The sequence below is a fragment of the Caulobacter segnis genome (assembly GCF_023935105.1).
Lineage (GTDB): Bacteria > Pseudomonadota > Alphaproteobacteria > Caulobacterales > Caulobacteraceae > Caulobacter > Caulobacter segnis_B.
In genome coordinates this window covers 4,799,434-4,824,876 of record NZ_CP096040.1, presented here as the reverse complement: position 1 = coordinate 4,824,876, position 25,443 = coordinate 4,799,434, and the positions used below count along the sequence as shown (strand labels likewise).

26 protein-coding genes and 1 pseudogene are annotated in these 25,443 nt (G+C 67.1%); 11 read left to right on the top strand and 16 right to left on the bottom strand.

What is annotated here, in order from left to right; translation table 11 throughout:
* Positions 1-21: 21 nt before the first annotated feature.
* The 11 genes from MZV50_RS22470 to MZV50_RS22420 form a co-directional block, all read right to left on the bottom strand.
* The gene (locus tag MZV50_RS22470) at positions 22-402 is read right to left on the bottom strand and encodes a helix-turn-helix domain-containing protein (protein WP_252631555.1); all 381 of its coding nucleotides are present in this window, start codon (positions 400-402) and stop codon (positions 22-24) included.
* Between the two features lie 243 nt (positions 403-645).
* Entirely contained in the window at positions 646-909 is a 264-nt protein-coding gene (locus tag MZV50_RS22465) for a tyrosine-type recombinase/integrase (protein WP_252631554.1), read from the bottom strand.
* A 478-nt stretch (positions 910-1,387) separates the two neighbouring features.
* On the bottom strand, positions 1,388-2,488 hold the full coding sequence (locus tag MZV50_RS22460; protein WP_252631553.1) for a protein-glutamate methylesterase/protein-glutamine glutaminase: 1,101 nt from the start codon (positions 2,486-2,488) through the stop codon (positions 1,388-1,390).
* A gap of 8 nt (positions 2,489-2,496) precedes the next feature.
* Positions 2,497-3,357 carry a CheR family methyltransferase gene (locus tag MZV50_RS22455; RefSeq protein WP_252631552.1) on the bottom strand — a complete coding sequence of 287 codons (861 nt, stop codon included), beginning with the start codon at positions 3,355-3,357 and terminating at the stop codon, positions 2,497-2,499.
* A 53-nt stretch (positions 3,358-3,410) separates the two neighbouring features.
* A complete protein-coding gene (locus MZV50_RS22450; RefSeq protein ID WP_252631551.1) occupies positions 3,411-3,899 on the bottom strand; it encodes a chemotaxis protein CheW in 489 nt (162 codons plus the stop codon).
* A complete protein-coding gene (locus MZV50_RS22445) occupies positions 3,899-4,096 on the bottom strand; it encodes a hypothetical protein (protein WP_252631550.1) in 198 nt (65 codons plus the stop codon). The genes MZV50_RS22450 and MZV50_RS22445 overlap by 1 nt, the downstream gene beginning before the upstream one ends.
* 48 nt (positions 4,097-4,144) lie before the next feature.
* Entirely contained in the window at positions 4,145-6,190 is a 2,046-nt protein-coding gene (locus MZV50_RS22440) for a HAMP domain-containing methyl-accepting chemotaxis protein (protein ID WP_252631549.1), read from the bottom strand.
* Positions 6,191-6,216: 26 nt separating this feature from the next.
* The gene (locus MZV50_RS22435; RefSeq protein WP_252631548.1) at positions 6,217-6,711 is read right to left on the bottom strand and encodes a chemotaxis protein CheW; all 495 of its coding nucleotides are present in this window, start codon (positions 6,709-6,711) and stop codon (positions 6,217-6,219) included.
* 14 nt (positions 6,712-6,725) lie between these two features.
* On the bottom strand, positions 6,726-8,720 hold the full coding sequence (locus tag MZV50_RS22430) for a chemotaxis protein CheA (RefSeq protein WP_252631547.1): 1,995 nt from the start codon (positions 8,718-8,720) through the stop codon (positions 6,726-6,728).
* Positions 8,717-9,082, bottom strand: a complete 366-nt coding sequence (locus MZV50_RS22425; protein WP_252631546.1) for a response regulator — start codon at positions 9,080-9,082, stop codon at positions 8,717-8,719. Before MZV50_RS22425 ends, MZV50_RS22430 begins: the two co-directional genes overlap by 4 nt.
* A 2-nt stretch (positions 9,083-9,084) precedes the next feature.
* Positions 9,085-9,411: an STAS domain-containing protein gene (locus tag MZV50_RS22420; RefSeq protein WP_252631545.1), complete on the bottom strand. Its 327-nt coding sequence runs from the start codon at positions 9,409-9,411 to the stop codon at positions 9,085-9,087.
* A gap of 324 nt (positions 9,412-9,735) precedes the next feature.
* Here MZV50_RS22420 and MZV50_RS22415 point away from each other — a divergent pair, with 324 nt between their 5' ends.
* On the top strand, positions 9,736-10,209 hold the full coding sequence (locus MZV50_RS22415) for a MarR family winged helix-turn-helix transcriptional regulator (RefSeq protein ID WP_252631544.1): 474 nt from the start codon (positions 9,736-9,738) through the stop codon (positions 10,207-10,209).
* Between the two features lie 92 nt (positions 10,210-10,301).
* Here the strand turns inward: MZV50_RS22415 and MZV50_RS22410 are convergent, their stop codons facing one another.
* Positions 10,302-10,637 carry a helix-turn-helix domain-containing protein gene (locus MZV50_RS22410; protein ID WP_252631543.1) on the bottom strand — a complete coding sequence of 112 codons (336 nt, stop codon included), beginning with the start codon at positions 10,635-10,637 and terminating at the stop codon, positions 10,302-10,304.
* Between the two features lie 416 nt (positions 10,638-11,053).
* Between MZV50_RS22410 and MZV50_RS22405 the strand changes: the two genes are divergently transcribed.
* The gene (locus MZV50_RS22405; RefSeq protein ID WP_252631542.1) at positions 11,054-12,622 is read left to right on the top strand and encodes a PAS domain-containing hybrid sensor histidine kinase/response regulator; all 1,569 of its coding nucleotides are present in this window, start codon (positions 11,054-11,056) and stop codon (positions 12,620-12,622) included.
* A 495-nt stretch (positions 12,623-13,117) separates the two neighbouring features.
* Here the strand turns inward: MZV50_RS22405 and MZV50_RS22400 are convergent, their stop codons facing one another.
* Entirely contained in the window at positions 13,118-14,314 is a 1,197-nt protein-coding gene (locus tag MZV50_RS22400) for an MBL fold metallo-hydrolase (RefSeq protein WP_252631541.1), read from the bottom strand.
* Positions 14,315-14,540: 226 nt separating this feature from the next.
* Here MZV50_RS22400 and MZV50_RS22395 point away from each other — a divergent pair, with 226 nt between their 5' ends.
* Positions 14,541-14,762, top strand: coding sequence for a hypothetical protein (locus MZV50_RS22395; RefSeq protein WP_252631540.1), 222 nt, complete (start codon positions 14,541-14,543; stop codon positions 14,760-14,762).
* On the opposite strand, the gene dinB is transcribed toward MZV50_RS22395, so the two are convergent.
* Complete coding sequence (gene dinB / locus MZV50_RS22390) at positions 14,759-15,835, bottom strand: DNA polymerase IV (RefSeq protein ID WP_252631539.1); 1,077 nt, start codon at positions 15,833-15,835, stop codon at positions 14,759-14,761. The genes MZV50_RS22395 and dinB overlap by 4 nt on opposite strands.
* Positions 15,836-16,003: 168 nt before the next feature.
* On the opposite strand from dinB, the gene MZV50_RS22385 reads away from it, so the two are divergent.
* Both MZV50_RS22385 and MZV50_RS22380 read left to right on the top strand, forming a co-directional pair.
* Positions 16,004-16,387 carry an MmcQ/YjbR family DNA-binding protein gene (locus MZV50_RS22385; RefSeq protein WP_252631538.1) on the top strand — a complete coding sequence of 128 codons (384 nt, stop codon included), beginning with the start codon at positions 16,004-16,006 and terminating at the stop codon, positions 16,385-16,387.
* Between the two features lie 115 nt (positions 16,388-16,502).
* Positions 16,503-17,516 (top strand): ArdC family protein, encoded by a 1,014-nt coding sequence (locus MZV50_RS22380; RefSeq protein ID WP_252631537.1) that lies wholly within the window; start codon positions 16,503-16,505, stop codon positions 17,514-17,516.
* A 177-nt stretch (positions 17,517-17,693) separates the two neighbouring features.
* Here MZV50_RS22380 and MZV50_RS22375 read toward each other — a convergent pair whose 3' ends face one another.
* The gene (locus MZV50_RS22375) at positions 17,694-18,152 is read right to left on the bottom strand and encodes a DUF736 family protein (protein ID WP_252631536.1); all 459 of its coding nucleotides are present in this window, start codon (positions 18,150-18,152) and stop codon (positions 17,694-17,696) included.
* A gap of 138 nt (positions 18,153-18,290) precedes the next feature.
* Between MZV50_RS22375 and MZV50_RS22370 the strand changes: the two genes are divergently transcribed.
* The 5 genes from MZV50_RS22370 to rlxS all read left to right on the top strand — a co-directional run bounded on the left by MZV50_RS22370 (position 18,291) and on the right by rlxS (position 22,369).
* A complete protein-coding gene (locus MZV50_RS22370; RefSeq protein ID WP_252631535.1) occupies positions 18,291-18,620 on the top strand; it encodes a DUF736 domain-containing protein in 330 nt (109 codons plus the stop codon).
* Positions 18,621-18,802: 182 nt separating this feature from the next.
* Positions 18,803-19,054 (top strand): helix-turn-helix domain-containing protein, encoded by a 252-nt coding sequence (locus tag MZV50_RS22365; protein WP_252631534.1) that lies wholly within the window; start codon positions 18,803-18,805, stop codon positions 19,052-19,054.
* Positions 19,047-19,547 (top strand): S26 family signal peptidase, encoded by a 501-nt coding sequence (locus MZV50_RS22360; protein ID WP_252631533.1) that lies wholly within the window; start codon positions 19,047-19,049, stop codon positions 19,545-19,547. The genes MZV50_RS22365 and MZV50_RS22360 overlap by 8 nt, the downstream gene beginning before the upstream one ends.
* The gene (locus MZV50_RS22355; RefSeq protein ID WP_252631532.1) at positions 19,535-20,164 is read left to right on the top strand and encodes a lytic transglycosylase domain-containing protein; all 630 of its coding nucleotides are present in this window, start codon (positions 19,535-19,537) and stop codon (positions 20,162-20,164) included. Before MZV50_RS22360 ends, MZV50_RS22355 begins: the two co-directional genes overlap by 13 nt.
* Before the next feature lie 219 nt (positions 20,165-20,383).
* Positions 20,384-22,369 (top strand): relaxase/mobilization nuclease RlxS, encoded by a 1,986-nt coding sequence (rlxS, locus tag MZV50_RS22350; RefSeq protein ID WP_252631531.1) that lies wholly within the window; start codon positions 20,384-20,386, stop codon positions 22,367-22,369.
* A 75-nt stretch (positions 22,370-22,444) separates the two neighbouring features.
* Here the strand turns inward: rlxS and MZV50_RS22345 are convergent, their stop codons facing one another.
* The gene (locus MZV50_RS22345) at positions 22,445-23,776 is read right to left on the bottom strand and encodes a Fic family protein (protein ID WP_252631530.1); all 1,332 of its coding nucleotides are present in this window, start codon (positions 23,774-23,776) and stop codon (positions 22,445-22,447) included.
* 266 nt (positions 23,777-24,042) lie between these two features.
* Between MZV50_RS22345 and traG the strand changes: the two are divergent.
* Positions 24,043-25,397, top strand: a pseudogene (traG, locus tag MZV50_RS22340) (IncP-type conjugal transfer protein TraG); the annotation flags it as partial.
* Between the last annotated feature and the right edge of the window lie 46 nt (positions 25,398-25,443).

Genomic DNA, 25,443 nt, shown 5'->3' with positions numbered 1-25,443 from the left:
GCATCGCCACCGGCGAGGTGGTTACGAAGCCAGGGTTTCGGCCAGGTCCGTCAGGATACGTTGCTGGACAGGCGTCAGCTGAGGATAGACCACCGCCAGGCGGTTGGAGCTCGGCGCGGCCATGAAGTCGGCGAACGGGGTCAAGACGCTGGCGTCGCCAGCGGTTTCCAGACCCTCGAAGAAGGCGCTCGGCGAGGCGTTCAGGGCTCGGGCGGCTTTGTAGAGTTTCGAGGCCGAGATGCGATTGGTGCCGCTTTCGTACTTCTGGACCTGCTGAAAACTGACGCCCAGCGCCTCGGCGAGATCCTGCTGCGAAACACCCAGGGCCAGCCGTCGGGCGCGAACCAGCCTGCCGACGTGAATGTCGATCGGGTCGGGTGCATTTAAGTCGGGGGCGCTCATGAGGCGACCTTAACGAGCCTGCCGCGGGATGCAATTTCTAGCGTGTAACAGGGCAAGCGCCGCCTTCTGTGTCGCGCGAGGTCGCGGACCGTGATGGCCCCTAGGTCAGCAGCCTTGGACGTCCCGGCTCGACCGTGAACCGCGCCAGGGTGGTCAGGTCCTCAGACTGACGGAAGGACGCGTGGCGGCGCTCAAGGTCGATTTCACGGAGCCGAACCAAAGTCAGCTTCTGGCGCGGAAGGGTCACGCGGCCAACGCCGCGAGCAGGCGTGCGCGCTCGAGCGCGCGGTTGAGGCTTGCGTCGCCGACGTGGGCGTCGATGGCGGTCGTGGCGATGTTCTCGTGATCCAGCAGACGCTGCAGGAAGAGGAGATCCACCCCGTCCTCGAGCAGCGGCGTCGCGCAGGTGTGGCGCAGCATGTGCGGGGTGACGCGCTGGGTGACGCCCGAACCTCTGGCGAAGGTGGCCAACCGCTGGCGATAGGATTGGGTGGTCCAACCGCCCATCGCGGCATGGGAGAGGGTGGCCGAGGCTGAGGATCGCGATCGGAAGCAGCACGAGCTTCAGGAATTCGAGGATCCAGTCGAACAGCGGAGCAACCAGATGCAGACGCTCGCGCGGTCGAAACGGACCCATAATCAGGAATTATCTAGCCCTCGGCTCCACCAAAGACCTTATCTAAGGTGTTGTTTTTATAGCGATACATCCAGGCTCGCTGTTGAGCGCCCCACGTTTAGAGTGGGCTTTGCTGACGCCGGGCTAGTGGCTTTGGCATTCACCGACCGCGCCCACTCATTTGGTACCTCGCCGTCCAAGGTCGGCATTTTTCGAAGAAAGTTCGGGACCAAAGCCACGACGGCGCCAGAGGCACTTCGCGTAATAAATTTCCAATCTCGTCAGACGCAAGTTCTGACTGGGCGCGACAATTAGACACCGGAGCACTCATCCGCTGCCCAGATCGATCACGGTCCTTTCCCTCCGATCCTATCTGTTCGCCGCGCTAAGCACTTCCATTGTCAGGGTTTGCAGCGGGACCACGCGATCCACACATCCGCGCGCGATGGCTTCCTTGGGCATGCCGAACACCACCGAAGTGGCCTCGTCCTGGGCCAGGGTGAAGGCGCCCGCCTGCTTCATCTCGGCCATGCCCCGCGCGCCGTCGTCGCCCATGCCGGTCATGATCACGCCCACCGCGTTCGAACCCGCCGAACGGGTCGCCGAGCGGAAAAGGACATCCACGGAGGGCCGGTGGCGCGAAACCAGCGGCCCGTCCTTGACCGAGACGTAATAGCGGGCGCCGCTGCGCTCCAGCAGGGTGTGCTTGTTGCCCGGCGCGATCAGCACCCGGCCACGGCGCACGGTATCGCCGTCCTCGGCTTCCTTCACCTCCACCGCGCACAGGCTGTCCAGCCGCTTGGCGAACGAGGCGGTGAACTTCTCGGGCATGTGCTGGACGATGACGACGCCGGGTGAGTCCGGCGGCAGGGCTTCCAGCAGCACGCGCAGGGCCTCGGTCCCGCCCGTCGAGGCGCCGATGCAGATGATCGATTCTGTCGTGCGGGCCATCGCCTTGGCCGCGCCCGGGGGCGGCAGCATGGCGTCGGCGGTGAGTTTCTTCTCCGGCGCATGGTCGGGACGGACGAACTGCGGGACCGGACGCTTGGAGCCGGGAATCCGGGCACCGGCCGCGGCCTTCACCGCATCGCAGATACGGATCTTCGATTCCAGCAGGTGGTCGGCGACGCCCATCTTGGGCTTGAGGATGATGTCGACCGCGCCGGCCTCCAGCGCCTGCAGCAGGGTCTCGGACCCCGCCTCGGTCAGGGACGAGCACATCACCACGGGGATCGGCTTCTGCGCCATCAGCTTGCGCAGGAAGGTGATGCCGTCCATGCGCGGCATCTCGACGTCCAGGGTGATGACGTCGGGTATCTCCTCCGCGATGCGCTTGGCGGCCACGAACGGGTCGGAGGCGACGCCCAGCACCTCGATCTGCGGGTCCTCCGACAGGATCGAGGCCAGGGTCTGCCGCACGGTGGCGGAGTCGTCGATGATCAGAACACGGATCTTCCTGCCCGCGATCATGGCGTTCCCTACCGCTTCTGGAACACGGTGTTGGCGATCTGCGCGACCGGCAGGTCGATGCCGACGATCGACTCCGAGTGTCCCAGGAACAGATACCCGCCAGGCGCCAGATGGTTGCATAGGCGCTTGAGCACCTTGGCCTGGGTCACCTTGTCGAAATAGATCAGGATGTTGCGGCAGAAGACGACGTCGAGATCGGTCTCGATCGGATAGGCGTCATCCATCAGGTTCAGGCGGGCGAACGACAGCTTGCCGCGCAGTTCCGGCTTGATCCGGATCTCGGCGCGCGAGGCGTCGCGGGCCCGCATCAGATAGCGCTGGCGGCGGGCCATCGAGACCGGCTCGATCATCTGTTCCGAGAAGCGGCCGGCGATCGCCTGGTCCAGCACCTCGGTGCAGATGTCGGTGCACAGGATCGAATAGTCGAGACCGCGCTGCTTCTCGCAGAACTCGTCCATGATCATGGCGATCGTGTAGGGCTCGGCGCCCGTCGAACAGGCCGAGCTCCAGATCTTGATCTCGCGCTTGCCCTTGGCCGCCAGGGCCGGCAGCCCCTTGGCGACCAGAAAGTCGAAATGGGCCGGCTCGCGGAAGAACTCGGTCTTGTTGGTGGTGACCGCGTCGATCAGGTGGATGGTCTCGGCGGCCAGGCCGTCTTCCTCGAACAGGAAGTGGCAGTACGCGTTGACGTCGGGGATCCGCGTGGCCCGCATGCGGCGGCGCAGACGGCCTTCCAGCATGGTGCGCTTGTTGGCCGGCATCTTGATGCCGCTGTAATCCTGGATGAACGTCGCCAGGCGCTGGAAATTGCGGGCGCTGAGTTGTTCGGCTTCGGGCGCCTGCAGGGCGACGGCGGCATGTCTCGACACGGGCTTCTCCGTTCGCGGCGTCTGTCGCGCCGTTGTCTCTTCGACGGCCTGTTCTAGGCCGCTTGGCTGAGGGCGGCGGCGTCCTGGCTGGTCAGCAGGCGGGCGAGGTCGAAGATGACCACGAAGCCCCCCTTCCCAGCGGCCGAGTCACGACGCACCACGCCTCTGATGTATTCCGACCGCCACGGCACGCCGATGTCCGGCGCGGCCTCGACCTGATCTTCCGAGAAGGCCACGACCTCGATCACGCGGTCGGCGATCAGGCCCAGAGACAACACGCGATCCTCCAGCGGCACGTCCAGCACCAGGATGCGGGTCGCGCCGGTCGGCGGAATGGCTGGCAGGCCCAACTTCAGGCGCAGGTCGATGGTCGGCGTGCCCCGGCCGCGCACGTCGGTCAGGCCCATCAGGTAGCTAGGCCCTTCCGGGATCGCGAACGGCGCCTGGTAGTCGAGGATCTCGCGGACATGGGCGACCGAAACCGCGAAGACCTCGGCGCCGAGGCCCAGGGTGACGAACTGCTGATCAGCGGCGCCGGCCATCAGGCGTACTCGCGGAAGTCGGCGATTAATGTCCGAAGCTTTTCGGCCTTGTCGCCCGATCCCATAGAGGCCGCGACCGCTGCGGCGTGGTCGTGGGCCGGGGCCCTTCTGCTGACGCCGACCAGCGGCGCTGTCGGCAGAAGGGCCATGATCAGGCCATGGGCCAAATCGCGCCCTAGTTTGATCGTGAAGTCCATGGTCTGCGTCCTTTAGGTGCGCGTGAGATTAGGGGCGCCCGTGGGAGCTCAGTACTCGGTGAATTCGCGGTCATCTGCGTCCGGACCGCCCTGGCTGAGATCCAAGGCGAAACCTTGGGCGCGGGCCTGCTGGACGGCGACCGCGCGCGGCGTCGCCCTGCGTCCGGCGGCCTTAGGCGCGGCCGGCTTGGCGGCGTGAGCGGGCATGCGCGCCACCGGAGCAGCGGCGGCCGTCGGCCTGCGAGCCTGGCCGCCTTCGATGCGGAAATAGGCGATGGAGGTCTGCAGCTCCTCGGCCTGAGCGGCGAGCTCTTCCGAGGTGGCCGACATCTGCTCGGACGCCGAAGCGTTCTGTTGGGTGACCTTGTCCAGCTGTTGGATGGCCTCGTTGATCTGGCTGGCGCCGATGTCCTGCTCGCGGCAGGCGGCGCTGATCTCGGAGACCAGCTCGGCGGTCTTGCGAATATTTGGCACCAGGCTGGACAGCATGTCGCCGGCCGATTGGGCGGCCTTGACGGTCTCCGACGAGACCGCGCTGATTTCGGTGGCCGCGGTCTGCGAGCGCTCGGCCAGCTTGCGCACTTCCGAGGCGACGACGGCGAAGCCACGGCCGTGCTCGCCGGCGCGGGCGGCCTCGACGGCGGCGTTCAGGGCCAGCAGGTCGGTCTGGCGGGCGATTTCCTGCACGATCGAGATCTTCTCGGCGATCGTCTGCATCGCCTCGACGGCTTTGGTCACGGCCTGGCCCGAAACCTCAGCGTCCGACGCCGACTGGCGAGCGATCTTCTCGGTCTGGGCGGCGTTGTCGGCGTTTTGCTTGATGTTTGAGGCCATTTCTTCCATCGAGGCCGAGGCCTCTTCAGCCGAGGAGGCCTGTTCGGTGGCGCCTTGGCTGACCTGTTCGGAGGCCGCCGAGAGCTCTTGGCTGCCCGCCGAGACATTATCCGAGGCCGAGAGCGCGTCGGCGACGACGCCGCGCAGACGCTCGACCATGCGCTGCAGGGCGATGCCCAGCGTGTCTTTGTCCGACAGTGGCTTGGCTTCGACGGTCAGGTCGCCGTCCGCCACCTTGTCGGCGACAGCCGCGGTCGCGCGCAGGTTGGTGACCATGTCACGAAGCGACAGGCTCAGCGTATCCTTGTCCGAGCGGGGTTTGACCTCGACGGCGAGATCGCCCGCCGCGACCTGATCGGCCATGCGCGCCGTGGCGCGCAGATTGGCGACCATGTCACGCAGCGAATGGCTGAGGCTGTCCTTGTCGGACAACGGCTTGACGTCGACGCTCAGGTCGCCGGCCGCGACCTGATCGGCGACGGCGGCGGTGGCTCGCAGGTTCTCGGTCATACGGTTGACCGTTTCAACCAAGTCCTTGATTTCGTCGTTGGTGCTGACCGCCACGTTTTGGTGCAGGTCACCAATCGACACCGCATCGACGGCCGCGGCGACCTTCTTCAGGCCCGCACCGATCATCATCGAGATCCAGATCGCGCCGACCGCAGCGATCAGGACGGCCAAGCCGGCAACCACCAGCAGGGTTGTCCGGGCCGTGGCATAGGTCTGGTTCGTGGATTCATCAGCCGCCTTCATCTGGGCGGTCTGCACGTCGACAAGCTGCCCGATCGTCGCCGTCATCTCATTGGCCGCCAGGCGCGCCTTACCCAGCGAGATCTCAGCCGCCTCGGCATTGCGGTTGGCCAGGGCGAACTGACGCAGTTGATCGCTGATCGGCTTGTAAGCCTCCCACTGCCGTTGCAATTGCGCCCACAGCGGTTTGCCTTGTTCGCTGGCCTTGGCGTTGCCCTCGGCGATCAGCTGTTCGATCTTGGCGCGGCTATCCGTCGCCGAGGCATCGAACTTCTTGGTCAAGACCTCGTCAGTGGTCAGCGCCATGTTCTTTTCCCACCGAAGATTGCGCCCCATTTCCCCGTCAATCGATTGGGCTATGGCAAGGCGCTTGGCGGGACCGCTGATCACGTCGGTTATGGCGGTGTTCAACGCGCCCATACGGCTGACGCCGACAAAGACGACTGTCAGCATCATCAAGATGAGCACGGCGAAGGTCGCGCCCAGTTTCATCTTTATCGTGACACGCATGACGAAGCTCCCACTTCAGCTCAGCATTAGAGCGAAGAAATTGATGTGACGGACGCCGAGGACTGGCCCCGGGTAGCGAAGATCTGGTCGAGGTCGGGGATGACGATCACGTCGCCGTCCCGGCGCGCGAGCAGGCGAATGAAGTCCGCGCGCCATTTCAGGCCGACGCGCGGCGCGTCCTCGGTGATGTCGTGGGCGATGGAAGTGACTTCGTGGACCTTGTCGGCCCGCAGACCGATCAGGGTCGGCTCGCCGTCCAGGTCGTGTTCGATGACGACGATGCGGCTGTCGATCGTCGGCTCGGCGGTCTCCATGTCGAAGGCGACGCGCAGGTCGACCAGCGGAATCACCCGGCCGCGGAAATTAATCACGGCGCCGACGAACGGCGGCGCGCCCGGCACGTCGGTCTCGGGCAGCAGGTCCAGCACCTCGCGCACGAGGCCGGCCTCGAGGGCGAAGGTCTCGCCGCGCAGGTCGAAGGTCAGGGCCTCGATCGGGCCGGTCGGAAGTTCGGTGGTCATGTCCGGGCCCCTTCTCAGCTGGCGGCGCGCATCTGCGCGTCGTGGCGTTGACCGGCGGCCACCAGGCTGCCGATGTCGAGGATCAGGGCCACGCCGCCATCCCCCAGGATCGTCGCGCCCGAGAAGGCGCCGACGTCGGCATGGAACGACGATAGCGGCTTGATGACGGTCTGGTGGTCGCCGAGGATCTGGTCGACGACCAGCCCGACGCGCTCATGTCCGCCCGTGGAGACCACGACGATCTTCTGGTGCGGATCGGGCGCCAGGCCGGTCTTGAACATCTGCCGCAGGCGGATGAACGGCACCAGTTGGTCGCGCAGGGTGATCAGGCTGCGGCCCGCCGAGCGTACGTCCTGCTCGACCGACAGCTCCACGCACTCCTCGACCGAGGACAGCGGGATGACGTAGCGGCCGCTTCCGACGCGAACCAGCAGGCCATCGATGATGGCCAGGGTCAGCGGGATGCGCAGCGAGACGACCGAGCCGTGGCCCGGGGTGCTGGTGATTTCGATCGCGCCCCGCAGGCCCTCGATGGTCTTCTTGACGACGTCCATGCCGACGCCGCGACCGGACAGGTTGGTGATCGCCGCCGCCGTCGAGAAGCCGGGGGCGAAGATCAGCTGCAGCAGTTCGTTGTCGCTGAGCACCTGACCCGGCTGGATCAGGCCGTTTTCCTCGGCCTTGGCGCGGACCCGGGCGCGATCGACGCCACGGCCGTCGTCGGTGATGGTGATCACCACCTCGGCGCCCGACTGGCGCGCCGCCAGGACGATGTGGCCGGTCTCGGACTTGCCGGCGGCGCGGCGTTGTTCGGGCGTCTCAAGGCCGTGGTCGGCCGAGTTGCGGATCAGATGGATCAGCGGGTCGGCGAGGCGTTCGATGACGGTCTTGTCCAGCTCGGTCGCCTCGCCCTCGGTCGAGAGCGTGATCGACTTGCCGGTGTCGCGCGCCAGGTCGTGGATCAGGCGGCGGAAGCGGCCGAACAGCTGAGCGATCGGCACCATGCGCACGACCATCATCGTGTCGCGCATTTCCGCGGCCAGGCGCTCGATTTCCTCGGCGACGGCGCGCAGCGCGATGTCGCTGCTGCTGGCGGCCAGTTGCTTGAGGCGCGACTGGGCGATCACCAGCTCGCCCACGCGGTCCATCATCTCGTCCAGGCGCTCGGCCGGGACGCGGACGGTGTCGCCGCTGGTCTTGGCGGCGCGGCCTTCGTTGGCGGCCTCGACGGGCGCCGCGGCTTGCGTGGTCTGAGCAACCGGCGCGGCTTCGACGACCACTTCGGCGACCGCTTCCACCGGTGCGGCGGTCAGATCCTGGATCTCCAGGGTCATGTCGTCGATGACGAAGATGAAGACATCCTCGATCGCGTCACGGCCGTGCTTGGTGACCAGGGTCACGTCCCAGGCCAAGTGGCACTCGGTCGCGACCAGGGCGTCCAGATCGGGGATCTTGTCGGTGATGGCCGCGACCGTGCAGTCGCCCAGCTCGCGCAGTTCGTCCAGCAGCGGCAGGGGGCGGGCGCCGTTGACCAGGGCGTCGGCTGGCAGGCTAAACTTCACGCGCCAGGTGTTGAGGTCCGGAGAAATGGGAGAAGCAGCGGCGGGAGCGGCGGCAAGCGCAGCCTCCGCTCCACCGGCGCTGGCGACCACGCGGTGCAGCTCGGCCAGCAAGGCGTCACCCTCGGCCTGCTCGGCGGAACGGCCCTCGGCCAGGGCGCGCATGTGGTCCTGACAAGCCAGGACGGCGCCGACCAGTTCGGAGGTCGCGGCGACCTCGCCCTTGCGGACGCGGTCGAAGGCGGTTTCGCAGTGATGGGTGAAGGCGGCCAGGGCGTCGAAGCCGAACATCGCGCCCGAGCCCTTCAGGGTGTGGAGCCCGCGGAACACCGCATCGACCAGATCCCGGTCGCCCGGACGGTGCGCCAGGTCCAGCAGGCCCTGCTCGATCACCTCGAACAGCTCCTGGGCTTCCTGGCGAAAGATCTCGACGGGATCCTGACCGCTCACTTGGCGAGGACCTTCTTGACGACCCGGACTAGTTGCTCGGGATCGAAGGGCTTGGTCAGCCAGCCGGTGGCCCCGGCCGCCTTGGCCTGCGCCTTGATCTCGGCGTCGGATTCGGTGGTCAGGAACAGGATCGGCACGCCGGCGCCGGCCGGGCGCTTGCGCAGCTCGCGGATCATCTGCAGCCCATTCATGACAGGCATGTTCAGGTCGGTGACGATCAGGTCGAAGCCGCCCGCCGCGCCCTTGTCCAGGCCGTCCTGGCCATCGACGGCCTCGGTGACGGTGTAGCCTTCGCCGCTCAGCGCGATCTTGATCGCCTGACGGATGCTCGCGGAATCGTCCACCGTGAGAATGCTGACCATGCTCAGCCCTCCCTGCCCAAACGCCAAAAGCTCCGAAGATCGCCAGACTCCAGCAGGCCGCCTCGCTCAAGCACGGCCGAAAATGCTGCGGTTGGAGCCTTGGTTAGGGCCAAAGATTTGCCTTGCGCAGCCGCGCTGAGGCGTGCCGACAGCAAAATCTGCACACCAGCGAGATCGACGTCGTCGATCGCTTCGAGATCGATTTCGACCCCTGAACTCGAAGCGAGCAGCGCTCGAAGTTCGCTATGTTGTGCGGCGACGAACGGCAGGGTGAGCTCTCCGCGAGGAGCCCAAGTGACAAGATCAACACCCTCATGATGAGTGCGCATACAACCCTCCGCCCCGCGCAAAAATTTTGTTATGCTGCGTTACATTTTGGCATCATGCGATGCGGGAATGAATCCAATATTAAGCTTGGTTGCGACAATGTTTCACATACCAGAAGCGCATTTTCTCTATCTTCAGCGGGGGATATACATTATAAGATTTTGTTATTATTGCGTATTTTTTTAAATCTGACGCATCTCGGAAGATTCTAGTCTTCCGAAAGGCATCACATTCAAATCTTGACCTTGAGCGTTTGCGCCACGCGCAGTTGCGACCTGGTGTCGCAGTCGCTTAAGAGCCGCGCCAAACGGCCAATGGGAACTCTGATGAAAGCTCGCAATCCACCGCGCTCCGATCCCGAGGGCGCACTCCTTAGTGGGGGCGTGCTCGACCGCCTGCTCGGCCACGCCATTCGACAAGCCAAGTTTAGGGTCCGAGATGCCTTTGCGGAGGCGATGATCGGCACGGGGCTCACAACGCAACGGTTCACCGCCCTAGTGCTCATCGCTGAGAATCCGGGCCTCAAGCAGATCGACATCGCCAAGGCCATGGGCATCGCTCGCTCGGGCGCCACCTCGATCATCAGCGCCCTGGAGGAGCAGCATTTGATTGAACGTGCGCCTTCACCCGATGGGCGCGCCTTCGCGTTGGAACTCTCTGCAGCAGGACGCCGCGCGCTTCCCGACTTGATCGCTCGGGCCGAAGAACACGACAAGGCGCTTACGGGAAAGCTCTCTCGTGAGGAAGTCAGCCTGTTGAAGGGGCTTTTGGCGCGCGTTAGACTTGAACACGCCCCATAATACAGCGCGAACAGTAATCATTTCCTTGAACATAAATATTATAGAACGTTCCTAAAAAGCAGAGCATGTCCCGGAAGCCCCCCCCCCCCCCCTTAAATCAGGATCTGAAGCCCATGCTTCTGCGCAATCGCCAGTAATTTGAGCGCGGCACCGCTCGGTTTCTTGGCGCCGGCCTCCCACTTCTCCACGGCGCTCTCGCTGGTGTTGAGATAGCGGGCAAAGATCGGTTGGCTGACGTGATTGCTCTCGCGGAGCTGCTTGATCTGCGCGGGCTCGATCATCGGCGGCACGGTCAGGCATGCGGCGTCGAAGTCGCGCATCGTGGCCTTGTCTATCGTGCCGGCCCGGTACATCCCGGCGACGTTGTCATGGATCGCCTCGAAGGTGTCGCTCTTAAACTTGCGCTTGCTTATGACAGGTCTCCACAATCACCTTGGCCTCTAGCTCCTTGTCGATCTCCACGTCGGTCTTTTCGGCGCAGCGGGCAATGGCCGCGTCCGGGACTGCCGCGCCGATGGTCGCTAGGGCCGGGAAACGGCGAACGGGTCCTTGTCGTCAGACATCGGGATGCTTTGCATTGGATAAACACCGCTTCCGACTGCTCGGTCGTCGGACAAGCAGGTTTGAATTTCGATAGGGCCGATCGTCGTCACGTCGAGCGCTCATGGCAGTTAACTTATCCGCAGAATTTCCGGCTTTTGAGTGAACGCGTTCACTAGAAATTCACGGCGGTAAGCGGTGCCGTTAAGAGTCTATTTGACGCATGGACTTGCGAATATTTTCTCAGCACTACTTACGGCTGGAATGACGCGCTGGTCGGTCAGAACCGTTCCGCTGGGGAAGCATGGGAACTCACGCGAAAAGTAGTCCGCTGGAGGATGCGTTCGTCGCCAGCGCCCTCGACCAGGCGGCAATCGTTGCAGCCACGGACGTGAGTGGCACCATCGTCCACTGCAACGAACTGTTTTGCCGCATCAGTGGGTTTAGCCAGGATGAGCTGATCGGAGCCAATCACCGCATCCTCAACTCAGGCTGCCACGAACGTGCATTTTTCGTGGGCATGTATCGGACGATCGCGCGCGGCGAAACTTGGACGGGGACGCTTTGTAACCGACGGAAGGATGGCGAGCTCTACTGGGTCGATACCACCATCGTGCCGCAGGTGGGATCAGATGGCGTCGTGCTCGGCTATTTGGCCATCCGTTTCGAGGTCACCGAACACATGAAAGCGCTTGAAGCGCTTGCGGAAGCCCGTCAACGGGCAGAGGCCGCGGCTCATACCAAGGGGCGGTTTCTAGCCAATATGAGCCATGAGCTGCGCACGCCGCTGACGGGCATTGTCGGCATGGCGCATGTGCTGGCCAAGACAACGCTGAACGATGAACAAAGGAGCTGCATCGCCGCGATCGTCGATGCGTCGGACTCGCTGCAGGCGCTCGTGAACGACGTGCTAGACCTTGCCCAGCATGAGGCGGGGGGGACTCGCCTGGAGCCGACCGCCGTCAATCTCAGCCACTTGCTCCATTCCGTGGCGGCGCTGCTTCGCACTCGCGCCAGCGAGAAAGGTCTGGTTCTCGCGGTGGAGGAGGTCGATCTGCCGGCCTTCGCTCTCATTGACGGCCTAAGGGTGCGTCAGGTCATCACCAATCTTCTAGCCAACGCCATCAAGTTCACCGCGCAGGGTAGTGTCACGTTGTCGGCGCGTTGGGAAACCAACGCGTTGTCTTGCGAGGTCAGCGACACGGGTGGCGGCTTTGCCGCCGAAGAGAAGTCGCGCCTTTTCAAACCGTTCGAGCAGGGCGTGGAAAGTCTCAACCGGACCTTCGGGGGCACGGGTCTGGGCTTGGCGATTTCGTCGGACTTGATCGCGGCGATGGGCGGGCATATCGACGCCGAAAGCATCCTTGGACGAGGATCTCGCTTTTTCTTTTCCGTGCCCGCCCCGCTCGCCCAAGCGCCGGAGGCTGCAGCGCCGGCGCCTGGGCCGGAGCACGATGCGGAAAGGCTCTCGGTGTTGGTCGCCGAGGACAACGCGACAATTCAGCTGCTGCTCAAACGCATTCTCGACGCCGCGCAGTGCGACGTGACCTTGACGGCCAACGGCATTGAAGCCGTCGGCGCCGCCGAGGCGGGCGCTTTCGATCTTTGCCTGCTTGATCTTCGCATGCCCAAGATGGACGGCATCGCCGCCTTGCAAGCCATTCGGGCGCTCCCAAACGGCGCTGACTTGCCTGTCTTTGCCGTCTCGGCCGACGTCCTCGACGGTCGGGAAACGGTGGAGACCATGGGCGATTTTGACGGCTTCTTACCAAAGCCGCTGAGACCGGACCTCATTATGCGCCTCGTGAGTGATGTGCGCGCCCGCAAACTCCAGTTTGGAGTCGATGACGTTAAGGGGCCGCGAGCCTTTTAGTGCCTTAGCGCGCGCATCTTCGCGTCGGTCTGGGGGCGTTTGTGTCTTCAGGGGTGTCCGGCCAGCGGCGCTGGGTCAGTACTCCGTCGCAGTTTGCGCTTTTCGAACAGATCGCCGCGCCGCTACGGCTTCACCTTCGCTAGAGGCGCCCATGGCCTGTCTTTGTTTCCCAGAGTTCGACCTGGCCCCGCGAGGCCTTGCAGCCAGCAGCGAGCAATCCAATTCTGGCCCCTCGAATGCCTTCAGATCCCAGTCTGTGGAGCTTGAAACGATGGCCGATCTCGACCGCATCGTCCGCCTCAAGACCGTGCCGGCACGCACGGGGCACCAGCCGATCGACCCTCTACCGTAAGATCGCGACTTGAGATGGATGAACTGGGGCTTGAGCTTCGCAACGCCCCTGGGGGAGCAGATCTTGTTCCGTGGGTTGAAGCGCTCGATGCGGCTCTGGCGAGCGGCTAGGCTCCGGAGCGTCGCCAACGGCAGCGAGTGGTTCTAGTCAATCGGCTTCAGGTAGGTGACGGCTAGCGCGGTGGTCGGCGCGATCGTGATCAGGACGTTGCTGCAGCCCCCGGGACTTTCGTCGCTGTCGGGGCCGGGTTTGGCCGGGTCGGCGCCGCAGTCGGCGTCCTTGAGGTCGGTGCGATAGACCTGGCCGCGGGCTTCGAGCGTCTGGATGATCTCCCTGTCGGGCAAGGTCACGGATTTGTACGGGTAGGGGCCTGACGAGATCACGAAGACCTTGGCGCCGACGGCGTCGAGGAAGGCGTTGCGGGAGGAGGTCAGGCTGCCGTGGTGGCCGACGATAAGCGCATCGGCGGCTAGTTCGGGTTTGCAGCAGGCCAGTAGCCGGGCCTCGATAGAGTTGGCCTGCGGCGTCGCGCTGGGCGGCTCGCGCTCGCCGCCTTCAGCGTCACCGGCCAGCAGGATGCGCTTATCGCCCAGGTCCAGGCGCGTGACGACGCTGTTGCCGTTCGGGTCGGCATAGGGCTGGGCGTCGCGGTAGAGCAGGCTCATCTGGGCCTGGGCGCCCAGGACGATGGGCGCGGCCGTCATCATCGGGCCTTCGGTGATGGTGACGGGCCCCTTGCAGCTGCTGCCGCTAAAGGTGACCGTCCGCGTGGCGTTCGAGGCGATGGCGTCGTGGTAGATCGCGCCCTCGGCCACGACCTTCTTGAGGAACTTGCAGTAGCCGGCCGTCTTGTTGACCCGGCCGGACTCCCAGACGTTGGCGACCTGGAAGGCGTCGAACACGTCCGGCATCAGCTCGAGGTGATCCTTGTGTGGGTGGCTGAGGATCACGTGGTCAAGCCGCTTGAGATCGGGGCGGACAGCGCGGATGTAAGCGACCACCCGGTTGCCCGGGCCCTGGGCCAGGTCGTCCTGGCTGCCGGCGTCATAGAGCAGGGCGAAATCCTGGCCCTCGACGAACACCGCCAGGCCGGTGCCGACATCGATGATGTGGACCTTGAAGGTGCGGCCGGCGCTGGCCAGGCGCGCGGAGGACAGATCGGTCCAGGCCTTGGAGACATAACCCTGCCGCCCATTGGGCAGCTGGATACGAAACCAGCCGGGGACATCGCCGACTAGCGGCAGGATCGCGCCTGGCGGCATCTTGTCGACCGGCGCGGCGCTGGTCGACGGTTCGGCCCGAACCACGACGTTGCGGGTGACGCGGTCGCTCGGCGTCACCGTCTCCTGGGCGAGGGAGGTTGTGGGGGCTGCGATCGTTAGGAGGGCGGCGAGCAGTGTGGCGGCGAGCCAGCGGATCGAACGCGGCGTCACGAACATGGCGGTCCCCCCTGGGCCAGCTTCCGCAGGCAGACGCTATCTGGGCGTGGCGGAAGGCTGGGAAGCGGTAGCATGGAGGTTCGCCTTATGCGAGTATTTTGCGGGTTGGTCGGGCGAGGAGGGGCGCGTGGGGCGACGCGACGAGGACGCAGCGAGTGGGTTTCCGGTCTGGGGCGCCGAGGCGGTGCTTTGGCTGGGCTGCCTGTCGGTCGCCGTCATGCCCACGGGCCTGGTGCTGATGGCCTGGCGAGCTTGGGTTGGGGCGGTGACACCGGTGGCGGGCCTGGTGACCTATGTGGTGCTCTTCACGCTGTTCGTCGTGACAATGAAGCCCTGGACCGTGCGTTAGACCGGCAGCAGGGCTTGGGCCGTGTGTTGGGGGGCGCTGGCCTCGAAGTTGGAGATGCTGACGCCGAGCAGGCGCACGCCGACCCTGAGCGGATAGACCGAGCGGACGAGGTCCTGGCTGACCTGCCGCAGGGTGGTTGGGTCGGCGATGACGCCGGGGAGCGAGCGGCTGCGGGTGGCTTGCTCGAAGTCGGCGTACTTGATCTTCACCGTCGCGGTGCGTCCGAAGGCCTGCGCCTTCTCGCACCAGGTGAAGACCTTATCGGCGAGGGCGGCGACCTCGGCCTCGATGCGGTCGGTGTCCAGCAGATCGGTCTCGAAGGTGGTCTCTGATCCGGAGGACTTTCGCTCGCGGTCCGGATTGACCGGCCGCTCGTCGATCCCGCGCGCGATCCCATGGAACCAGGCGCCGGAGCGGCCGAAGTGCTGCTGCAGGAACGTCAGGCTCTGGCGGCGCAGATCCTCGCCCGTGTGGATGTCCAGGCGCTTCATCTTGGCTTCGGTGACCTCGCCGACCCCGTGGAAGCGGCCGATGGGCAGGCCAGCGACGAAGGCTTCGCCGCGCCCCGGTGCGACCACGAACTGGCCGTTGGGCTTGTTCTGATCCGAGGCCAGCTTGGCCAGGAACTTGTTGTAGGAGATGCCGGCCGAGGCCGTCAGACCGGTCTCCTCCAGGATACGGGCGCGCACGACCCGCGCCGTCTCCGTCGCCGTGTCGATCCCGGCCTTGTTGGCGGTGACGTCGAGATAGGCCTCGTCCAGCGACAACGGTTCGATCAGGTCGGCATACTGGGCGAAGATGCCGTGGATCTGCCGCGACACCGCGGAATAGACCTCGCGCCGGTGCGGCACGAAGATCAGCTCGGGGCATTTGCGCAGGGCCGTACTGGACGGCATGGCCGAGCGCACGCCGAACTGACGCGCCTCGTAGCTGGCCGCAGCGATGACGCCGCGCGCGGCCGGCGAGCCGACCACCACGGGCTTGCCGCGCAGGCTCGGGTCGTCGCGCTGTTCGACCGACGCGAAGAAGGCGTCCATGTCGATATGGATGATCTTGCGGGTGGCCGACTCCATGGCCTCGCCGTTCTAGCAGGGTGCGAACGGAACGGGAACTTCTAGCTTGGGTGTTTTGAGTTAGCACGGGGCGCGGTGGCGTGGCGTCCGCTCCTGACGCAGGCGGCGCGGAGGTTGTTGGGGTGGGCGACTCGGCTTGGGATGCGCGCCCCGCCAACGAGGACCGCGATGACCCCGGAAGTCTTTTCGACCCTTGCCGTGCGCGCCGGCCACGGCGTGGTGACCTATCCGATCCTCGACACGGTGCAGTACCGGTTTGGCGGCAAGGCCTTCGCGACCCTCGGATGGCCGGCCGCCGGCTGGGCGGTGGTCAAGCTCTATCGGCGTGATCGGGACTGGGCGCTGTCCCTGTCCGAGGGCCTGGCCCCCGAGCCAGGCGGGCGCCGGCGCGCGGGCATCGTTCTGGTCCGTCTGGCGGCGGTCGAGGACGACGTCGTGGAACTGGTTCTGTCGGCGGCCTGGCGGCACGCGGCCCAACGCAAGTCCTCGGCGGCTAAGTCCATCCGCATTGTTGAGCGCCAGGTCACGGGCGGGGCGGGGACGGCGGCCTGAAGCTAGGGCGCTTACGGTGCGAGCAGCGGCCATCGCGCGCTGCGCGATGACGCTCCTTGTTTTCCTTTCCCCGGAAAGGGGGGTGGGGTTTTGGGGCGGTGATGGAGGCCCGCTCATGCGCCCGTCCGCTTCTTCCCGCCGGTCCGCCGCCAAGGCCGCGCCCGCCCAGCCCCCTGAGGTCAGCCTCTATGACGAGGTCACCCGCAAGATCATCACCCAGCTGGAGGCCGGACGGTTTCCCTGGGTCCAGCCCTGGGGACGCGCCAAGGGCGCGGCCCTGGCCCTGCCGCGCAACGGGGTGACCGGCCGCCGCTATTCTGGGATCAATATCCTGCTGCTCTGGGGCGCGGTCTTCGAGCACGGCTATCCCTCGCAAGCCTGGGTCACCTTCCGCCAAGCCCTGGCGGCCGGGGGCGCGGTGCGGCGCGGCGAGCATGGCGCGACCGTCGTCTTCGCCGATCGCTTCACGCCCAAGGCCGAGCAGGAGCGCGCCGCGCGCGACGGCGACGAGCCGGGCAAGGTGGCGTTCTTGAAGCGCTTCAAGGTCTTCAACCTCGCCCAATGCGAGGGGTTGGGGGGTGAGGGGCTGGAGGGGCTGGACGGTGAGGCCGCGCCGTTGCCGGAACGGCAGGTCGTGCCCGCCGCCGAGGCGCTGATCACCGCCACCGGGGCCGACTTCAGGATCGGCGGGCAGAAGGCCTTCTATGTGCCGTCGCTGGACTATGTGCAGGTGCCGCCGCAGCCGGCCTTCACCGACCAGATCAACTATTACCGCACCGCCTTCCATGAACTGTCGCACTGGACGGGCCACCCCTCGCGCCTGGGCCGTGACCAGTCCGGCCCCTATGGTGGCAAGGCCTATGGCCGCGAGGAGCTGGTCGCCGAGATGGGCGCGGCCTTCGTCTGCGCGACCCTCGGCATCACCCCGACCGTGCGCCATGCCGACTATCTGGGCGCCTGGCTGGAGACCCTGCGCGAGGACAACCGCGCCATCTTCCGCGCCGCCTCCCAGGCCTCCAAGGCCGCCGACCTTCTCCTGAGTTTCCAGTCAGACCCCGAGCCGCCGCCGCCGCCCGCCGGGGCGGTCGCGCGGGTCGCCGAACCGCTCGCCGCGCCCTTGGCCGCCTGATCCCGCCCTTCCAGCGCCGGGTCAGCCTGGCGCTGGTCGACCGCGCCAATCCTGGCGCACCGCGGCTTCGCCCTCGCGCGGGAGCGGCTTTGCTTGTGGGATGTGCGCGGCGGAGCGGGCGAACAAGCCCCCGCGCCGGATGGCTGGGCGGCGTGGTTCAGCCTTCGGGGTTCCAGATCATGGCGAAGACGCTGTCGTCGTCCTGGCCGGCCGCCCGACCCAGATTGACCTTGTAGGCGCGCGGGCCAAGGTCGGGATGGGCCAGGTCAGGCTGACGTCCTTCTCGCCGGAGACCTGGCCGATATTGCCCCAGCCGGCTCCGACATCGATCCCCGAGGCGACCACCCGGTAGTCGGGATGGGCGGGCGAGACCTTGGCGTGGCCGGGCGGACGGGCGCGGCGGAGGCCGTGGGTGTGAAGCGGACCCTTGTAGGCGCCGGTTTCGGTATTGAGGGCGAGTAGCCCATGACGGTGGACAGGGCGGGGTTCCTGTCGAGATCCACGTCGCCGACGAACCCCAGACGATGGCTTGAACCCTATGGCCGGCCCGGCCCGCCTTGAACCGTCGCCCGGCGCTTTTTTCCCCGCCGCCCCCCAAGAAAGGGGGCGCGGCTCCTCGCGGCCGCTTCGCCTCAAAAAAGCGCCGGGCTCGGGTCCTCCGCTGCGCTGCGGCCCTCCGGCCCAAGGGCCTTCGGGTCATGGCGGTCCGGTCCGCCCATGACGGGCGCTGTCGCCGGGGATCGGCCCCGACGCGAACCTCGAAGGAACCCCGCCATGTCCACCGTCATGGGCTACCTCACCCTCAATACCGAAACCGGCGCCTACAAGGGCCCGCTTCACACCCTCAACATCCGGACCGAGATCGATGTCCTGCCCGTCCGCGCCAAGGCCTCGTCCGCCCATCCCGACTACCGGGTGGTCGCTTCGGGGATCGATGTCGGAGCCGGCTGGGACAACATCGGCCAGGTCTCCGGCGAGAAGTACGTCAGCCTGACCCTGGCCCATCCCGACCTTGGCCCGCGCGCCTACAAGGTCAATCTGGGTCGGGCGGCCGGCCAGGACGACGACAGCGTCTTCGCCATGATCTGGAACCCCGAAGGCTGAACGACGCCGCCCCCGCGCCACCCGGCGCGGGGGCGTGCTCGCCCGCTTGACGGAACTGGAAAGGGGGAACGTTTTTCGACCGCGCGTTTGCGTACGTCCCGCCCACGCCCGCGACCGGCTGTGCTCGCGCCAGCGCGGCCCAGCCCTCTCCACCTCGCCGCGCCCCTCAAAGGAGCACGACGATGATGGACGAAGACGACGCGATCAACCGGGCGGCGCGGGCGCGCAAGGGCAGCCCATTTCTCAACACCGCCCAGGCGGCGCACTATATCGGCCTCGCCGAGCGCACCCTGGAGGACATGCGCGCTCACGGCCAGGGACCGGCCTTCCGGCGTCACGGGCGCTTCATCCGCTATCACATCGACGACCTCGACACCTGGTCGCAGCGCAGCGGCGAGCGCCGGAACGGCGCGGGCGAGGCGCGTCATGTCTAGGCGTTTCGTCCTCGCAGCGAGCGGCCTGGGGCTGATCGCTCTGGCCCTGCCGAGGCTGCTCGACCCGGCCCCGCGCCTCGTCTGGAACGCCACGCGCAGCGTCCCGATCGGGCTCTGGCGGATCACGCCGGGGGCGGTGGTCTCGGTTGGCGACACGGTTCTGGCCTGGGCGCCGGATCCCGCCCGGCGCCTGGCGGCGGCGCGCGGCTATCTGCCGTCCAACGTGCCGCTGCTCAAGACCGTGGCGGCGACCGGCGGCGACACGGTCTGCGCGCGCGGACCGGAAATCCTCGTCAACGGCATGGTCGTGGCGGTCCGCAAGGCGCGCGATCGGCGGGGCCGGCGCCTGCCAGGGTGGCAGGGCTGCCAGCGCCTTGCCAATGGCGCGGTGCTGCTGGTCAACCCGGCCCCGGACTCGTTCGACGGCCGCTATTTCGGACCGGTCCCGGCGACCGCGATCATCGGCAAGGCGCGCCCGCTATGGCTGCCCTGACCGCGCCACCAGTGGTCGTCGAGACCTCGCCAGCGGTCGCGCCAGCCCCCGCACGGGTCGAGCGCTGGCGTGTCTGGATCGCCGAGGCGGCCCAGCGCTTCGATGTCCCGCAGGCCTGGATCGTGTCGGTGATGACCGCCGAAAGCGGTGGGCGCACCCACCTGGACGGCGCGCCGATCACCTCCAGGGCCGGGGCGATGGGCCTGATGCAGGTGATGCCGGCGACCTATCGCGCCCTGGCCGCGCGGCACGGCCTTGGCCCTGATCCGCAGGATCCGCGCGACAATATCCTGGCCGGCGCGGCCTATCTGGCGGAGATGCGGGCGCGGTTCGGCTACCCCGGCGCATTCGCCGCCTACAATGCCGGCCCCGCCCGCTACGCCGATTTCCTGCGGACCGGACGGGCGCTGCCGGCCGAGACGCAAGCCTATATCCGCACGCTCTCGGGCCTGTCGCCGACGCGGGAAACCCCGCCCGCGATGCTGGCCGGAGCGCGGCTCTTCTATCCCTTGAGCGCAGTCTCCGGGGCCGCGCCAACCGACGCATCGCCGCCGGTCTCGCCATTGTTCGCGCCGCTGTCGGGCGGGCCGGGGAGGGCGGTCGATGACGAACGATAGAGGGGCGTTGGGGCAAGCTTGGCTGTGGGGAGGGGGAAGGCAAGATAAGGCACTGGCGCCAACCCTGCGGGGTGTCGCCGTAAGCTTTTGTCTGCACATCGGTTTTGGCGGAGTTGCGTTGGCGCCGGTTACCAGGTCTTGGCGCCAGATAGGCATCAAGCCGTTGATGCGACTGCGGTTCTTCCGGCGCCAACCCGCCCTTGAGCGCGGTCGCCGGTCATGAGTGGCGACGATGAGTTCGAGCCGCGCCTGGGCAAGCTGAAGGCGGCCGGCGGTCGGGCCAGGACCTATCTGTCGCGCGTGCTCGGCGCGGCCATGCTGGCCAGCGGCGGGCGCTTTGGGCGCACGCCCGGGCGACGGGTCTTCACCGGCGCCCGCATCGGCCGCGGCGCCGGCGTCGCCGCCGCGCTCGCCGCCGGCGATCCTCGCGCGGGCCTGCGTGGCCGCCGCGTGGTGATCAAGGTCTCCGCGCCGCGGCTGGCCGGCAAGGGTCTGGCCGCCGCTCGCGCCCACCTGCGTTACGTCCAGCGCGACGGGGTGATGCGCGACGGCTCGCCCGGCCAGCTCTATGGTCCTGAGACCAACCGCGCCGATGGCCGCGCCTTCCTCGACCGCGCCCAGGCTGGCGGTGACGTGCGCCAGTTCCGATTCATCGTCTCGGCCGAGGACGGAGCCGAGTACGACGACCTCAAGGACCTGACCCGGCGGTTGATGCGTCAGGCGGAGACCGACCTTGGGACGGGGCTCGATTGGGTGGCGGTCGATCACCACAACACCGGCCACCCGCACACCCATATCCTGGTCCGCGGCCGCGACGACCGGGGCCGCGACCTGATCATCGCCCGGGATTACCTGACGCGTGGGCTGCGCGAGCGCGCCCAGGACCTGGTCTCGCTGGACCTGGGTCCCGTCACCGACCGGGAGATCGCCGCGCGCCTGTCGCGCGAGACGCAAGTTGAGCGCCTGACCAGTCTGGATCGGGGCCTGCTGGCCGCCGTCGACGACGAGGGCCTGGTCTCGCCGCGCCACGCCGATCCGCTGCAATACGCCGCCCGCGCCGGCCGCCTGCAGGTTCTCGCGCGCCTGGGGCTGGCCCGCGAGGCCGCGCCGACGACCTGGCGCCTGGCCGATGGCCTGGAGGAGACGTTGCGCAGGATGGGCGAGCGGGGGGACATCCAGAAGATGCTGTATCGCGCACTGGTGGAGGCCGACGTCGATCGAGCGGTCGACGCGCGGGTGGTGTTCGAGCCCAGGGCGCCCCACCAGCGTCCTCTGGTGGGGCGGCTCCTGCGGCGCGGCCTCGCCGACGAGATCCGTGACCGGCATTTCCTGGTCATCGACGGCGTCGATGGCCGGGCCCACTATGTCGACATCGGGCGCGGGGCCGCGACCGACGCGATCCCCGAGGACGCGGTGGTCCGTGTGGCGCCGCGATCGCTGGAGCCCCGGCCGGCCGACCATGGGGTGGCCCAGGTCGCCGCCGCCCACGACGGCCGCTACAGCCTCGACCTGCACCTGGCCCACGACCCGGCCGCGACAGCCGGGTTCGCGCAGGCGCATCTGCGGCGGCTGGAGGCGCTGCGGCGAGGCGGGGCCGGCGTCGAGCGCGGCGAGGATGGGACTTGGATCATCCCGGCCGACCATCTCGAGCGCGCCGCCGCCTTCGAACGCAAGAAGGCGCTGGACGCTCCGGTCGTCGTGGAGGTGCTCTCAGCCCTGTCGCTCGACCGTCAGGCCACGGCGCTGGGGCCGACCTGGCTGGACCGCGAGCTGCTCGCCGAGGCGCCCGAGCCACTGCGCGACGCCGGCTTTGGCCGCGCCGCGCGCCAGGCGTTGGCTCAGCGCCGCCAATGGCTGTTGCAGCAGGACCTGGCCGAGCAGGAAGGGGATCGAACCCTGTTCCGGGCCGGGATGTTGCGACGGCTGGAGGCGATGGAGCGGGCCGCAGTCGCGCACGGCATCGCCGCCGATACCGGACTAGCCTATGCGCCGGCCCAGCATGGGGACCGGGTCGAGGGGATCCTGCGGCGGCGGCTCGACCTCAACGGCGGACCGACGGCGTTGGTCGAGAAGAGCCGCGAGTTCACCCTGGTCCCCTGGCGGCCGGTGCTGGAGGGGCGGGAAGGGCAGGTGGTGACGGGCGTGGTGCGCGGCGCGTCGATCAGCTGGTCGTTCGGGCGAACCCGGGGGCCGTCGCTGGCCTAGCTCGGACAACCGATTTTGGTTGTATGTCCGCTTACAACCAACATCGTTTGTCCGAGCGGATATGGCTGCACCTGCCTATGCGGCCCAGACCTTACGCCAAGCCTCATACTGGCTTGGGCGGATCTGGTAGCGCGCGAAGTTGCCTTCATGCAGGGCGAGCAGTTCGGTCTCGGCGGCCTCGACCAATTGCTCGCGATCTTCCGGGGCGGCGAGCACCAAGGCCTGGCTCTTGAGATAGTCAGCGGCCTCCGTGCGTCCCAGCGCGCGGCGCACGACCTCGCCGATCATGTCGCGAAGCGCCTGGCGATGGCGCAGCCGGAAGGGGTCGGGCTCGCCCACCGATTGACGGACGGCGGCATAACGCGCCGCCGAGCGCTCATAGGCCCAGAGAAAGACATCCTTCAGCAGGTCGATCTCGCGGCGTTCGTAAACCGCCAGCATGGCCTGGGAGTAGAGATCGTCCGGCACGTCGGTGAACGACAGCGGCGTCAGGTTGCCGCGAACGAGGGGGATGTTGGCGGCCAGGCGCGAGACGCGTTTGTTCACGTCGTCGAAGGGCTGCAGGTAGGGCAGCTGCGCCATCACGAAGAAGGCTTGCTCGAACGGATCGGTGATCGCCTCGGCGCTGGCCAGCAACTGGTCGAAGCACTCCTCGATCAGCTGCGGCGTTTCGAGGGGATGGAAGACCGAGCGCTCGATGCCGACGGCGATGTGGCGCAGACGCCCGACCGCCTGCGGATCAGCCAAGAGGTTGTTGGCCAGGAGGGCGTGGAGGTTGAGGATCGTATAGCGGTTGAAGCCGATGTCGTCGGCCGACTGGACGAGAAACTCGATGGCGTCTTTGTGGTTCAGGATCATCTGGGCTTCGCGATGAGCCCGGCCTTCAGCCTCCTGGCCAAAGTCGATGAGGCGTCGCGTATCCAGCAGCGAGTAGGTATTGCCTTCGAGACGGCTGGAATTCCAGGCCAGGTCGATCAGCAGCCGATCGAGGATCCGCTTGGCGTAGGTGCCGGCGGGCGCGGCGGCACCCTCGTGGGCGCTGATCCGCGCCAGGCGTTCGCGCTCGCCAGCGCTGAGGTAGAAGGTCTCGTTGGGACGGTAGCCAGCGAGAAAGGCGCGATCGTAGCCAACGGGGGTCCGAGCGGCCACAGGCTGGCGCACATAGTCCAGGGCCGCACGACCAGCGGTCGAGATGGAGACGACCTCGGCGGGGGGCGGCGCGCCGTCCCGGCTGGGGACAGCGATCGTATAGCGTGCGGTGCGTCGATTGCCGCTCATGGTGAGACGGCCGGTTTCGACGAGGCGCTGCAACCGGTACTGCAGCGTCCGCCGCACGGTGTCGTCCCCAAGAACCCGCGCGACCTCACTGACGGTCAGACCAGCGGGCTCGGGGGCGACGGCCGCCAAGATCGCATCGACGAGGTCTTCGGGCGCTGGGCGTGACATTGCGCAACTATAGTTGCGCAATCGGTCATTGCGCAACTAAGTCGGCTAATGCGCAAGAAAGAAGCTCTTTGCGCAAAGAAGGTTGCGTGAACCCAGGCATGGCGCGGGGCCGCGTTGCGCCGTGACAGCGCCTCGCACGGGCCTAGCCGACCTAAGGGAAAATAGGCCCCGGACCGAGTCTCCGTCCGACCCCGCCGCGTACTGCGCCGGGCGACGGAGCCCTCGCGGTGACGCCCACCAAACTCCTCATTGGCCAGGTTCTCGCCGTCTTCGCGGTCATGATCCTGGGCGTTTGGACCGCCACTCAGTGGGCGGCTGCCCAGCTCGACTATCAGTCCGAACTGGGCGTGCCTTGGACGAGGCTGGGCGCCCTGCCGATCTATCGTCCCTGGCAGCTCTTCGACTGGTGGTTCCACTACGAAGCCTATGCGCCGGCCGTGTTCGACCGGGCGGGGTTGATCGCCGGGACCAGCGGTTTCTTCGGCTGCGCCTGCGCGATCGCCGGATCGCTGTGGCGCGCCCGCCAGAGCGCCCAGGCCACCACCTTCGGCTCATCGCGTTGGGCAACGTCCCGCGAGGTGTCGGCCGCAGGCCTCTTTCGGGCGAGCGGCGTGTTCCTCGGCCGCCTGGGCGATCGCTACCTGCGCCACGACGGCCCCGAGCATGTCATGGCCTTCGCCCCGACCCGTTCGGGCAAGGGTGTCGGGCTCGTCGTGCCGACCCTGCTGTCGTGGCTCGGCAGCTGCGTGGTCCACGACATCAAGGGCGAGAACTGGACCCTGACCGCCGGCTGGCGCGCCCGGTTCTCGCACTGCCTGCTGTTCAATCCGACCGACCCGCGCTCGGCGCGCTACAATCCGCTGCTGGAGTGCGCAAGGGACCCAATGAGGTCCGCGACGTTCAGAATATCGCCGACGTGCTGGTCGATCCGGACGGCGCGCTCGAGCGTCGGTCGCACTGGGAAAAGACCAGCCACAGCCTCCTGGTCGGGGCGATCCTCCACGTCCTCTACGCCGAGGAGGAAAAGACCCTCGCCCGTGTGGCGACCTTCCTGTCGGACCCGCAGCGCTCGTTCGCCCACACGCTGCGGCGGATGATGGCCACTAACCACCTGGGCGCGCCGGACGCGCCTCGCGTCCACCCCGTGGTGGCCAGCGCGGCGCGGGAGGTCCTCAACAAGTCCGAGAACGAACGCAGCGGTGTCTTGTCGACGGCGATGTCGTTCCTGGGTCTCTACCGCGACCCGACCGTGGCGGCGGTGACCGCCGCCTGCGACTGGCGCATCGCCGATCTCGTCGACGCCCCGTGGCCGGTGAGCCTCTACCTGGTGATCCCGCCGTCGGACATCTCGCGCACCAAGCCGCTGGTGCGCCTGGTGCTCAACCAGATCGGCCGCCGGCTGACCGAGCGCCTGGAGGGCGATCCGGCCAAGCAGCGCAAGCACAAGCTCCTCCTGATGCTCGACGAGTTCCCAGCGCTGGGACGGCTCGACTTCTTCGAGACCCAGCTGGCGTTCATGGCCGGCTACGGCGTCCGCGCCTACCTGATCGCCCAGAGCCTCCAGCAGATAGACGCCGCGCATGCTGGCGACCTGGTCGAACACCAGGCGCAGCTTGCTGGCAGTCTCG

Coding starts and splice junctions, on each gene's coding strand:
- rlxS (WP_252631531.1), top strand. CDS start 20,384: ATGAGTGGCGACGATGAGTTCGAGCCGCGCCTGGGCAAGCTGAAGGCG.
- MZV50_RS22365 (WP_252631534.1), top strand. CDS start 18,803: ATGATGGACGAAGACGACGCGATCAACCGGGCGGCGCGGGCGCGCAAG.
- dinB (WP_252631539.1), bottom strand. CDS start 15,835: ATGGAGTCGGCCACCCGCAAGATCATCCATATCGACATGGACGCCTTC.
- MZV50_RS22435 (WP_252631548.1), bottom strand. CDS start 6,711: ATGACCACCGAACTTCCGACCGGCCCGATCGAGGCCCTGACCTTCGAC.
- MZV50_RS22440 (WP_252631549.1), bottom strand. CDS start 6,190: ATGCGTGTCACGATAAAGATGAAACTGGGCGCGACCTTCGCCGTGCTC.
- MZV50_RS22425 (WP_252631546.1), bottom strand. CDS start 9,082: ATGGTCAGCATTCTCACGGTGGACGATTCCGCGAGCATCCGTCAGGCG.
- MZV50_RS22385 (WP_252631538.1), top strand. CDS start 16,004: ATGACCCCGGAAGTCTTTTCGACCCTTGCCGTGCGCGCCGGCCACGGC.
- MZV50_RS22370 (WP_252631535.1), top strand. CDS start 18,291: ATGTCCACCGTCATGGGCTACCTCACCCTCAATACCGAAACCGGCGCC.
- MZV50_RS22405 (WP_252631542.1), top strand. CDS start 11,054: ATGGGAACTCACGCGAAAAGTAGTCCGCTGGAGGATGCGTTCGTCGCC.
- MZV50_RS22355 (WP_252631532.1), top strand. CDS start 19,535: ATGGCTGCCCTGACCGCGCCACCAGTGGTCGTCGAGACCTCGCCAGCG.
- MZV50_RS22465 (WP_252631554.1), bottom strand. CDS start 909: ATGGGCGGTTGGACCACCCAATCCTATCGCCAGCGGTTGGCCACCTTC.
- MZV50_RS22450 (WP_252631551.1), bottom strand. CDS start 3,899: ATGGCCGGCGCCGCTGATCAGCAGTTCGTCACCCTGGGCCTCGGCGCC.
- MZV50_RS22420 (WP_252631545.1), bottom strand. CDS start 9,411: ATGCGCACTCATCATGAGGGTGTTGATCTTGTCACTTGGGCTCCTCGC.
- MZV50_RS22360 (WP_252631533.1), top strand. CDS start 19,047: ATGTCTAGGCGTTTCGTCCTCGCAGCGAGCGGCCTGGGGCTGATCGCT.
- MZV50_RS22380 (WP_252631537.1), top strand. CDS start 16,503: ATGCGCCCGTCCGCTTCTTCCCGCCGGTCCGCCGCCAAGGCCGCGCCC.
- MZV50_RS22470 (WP_252631555.1), bottom strand. CDS start 402: ATGAGCGCCCCCGACTTAAATGCACCCGACCCGATCGACATTCACGTC.
- MZV50_RS22415 (WP_252631544.1), top strand. CDS start 9,736: ATGAAAGCTCGCAATCCACCGCGCTCCGATCCCGAGGGCGCACTCCTT.
- MZV50_RS22445 (WP_252631550.1), bottom strand. CDS start 4,096: ATGGACTTCACGATCAAACTAGGGCGCGATTTGGCCCATGGCCTGATC.
- MZV50_RS22460 (WP_252631553.1), bottom strand. CDS start 2,488: ATGATCGCGGGCAGGAAGATCCGTGTTCTGATCATCGACGACTCCGCC.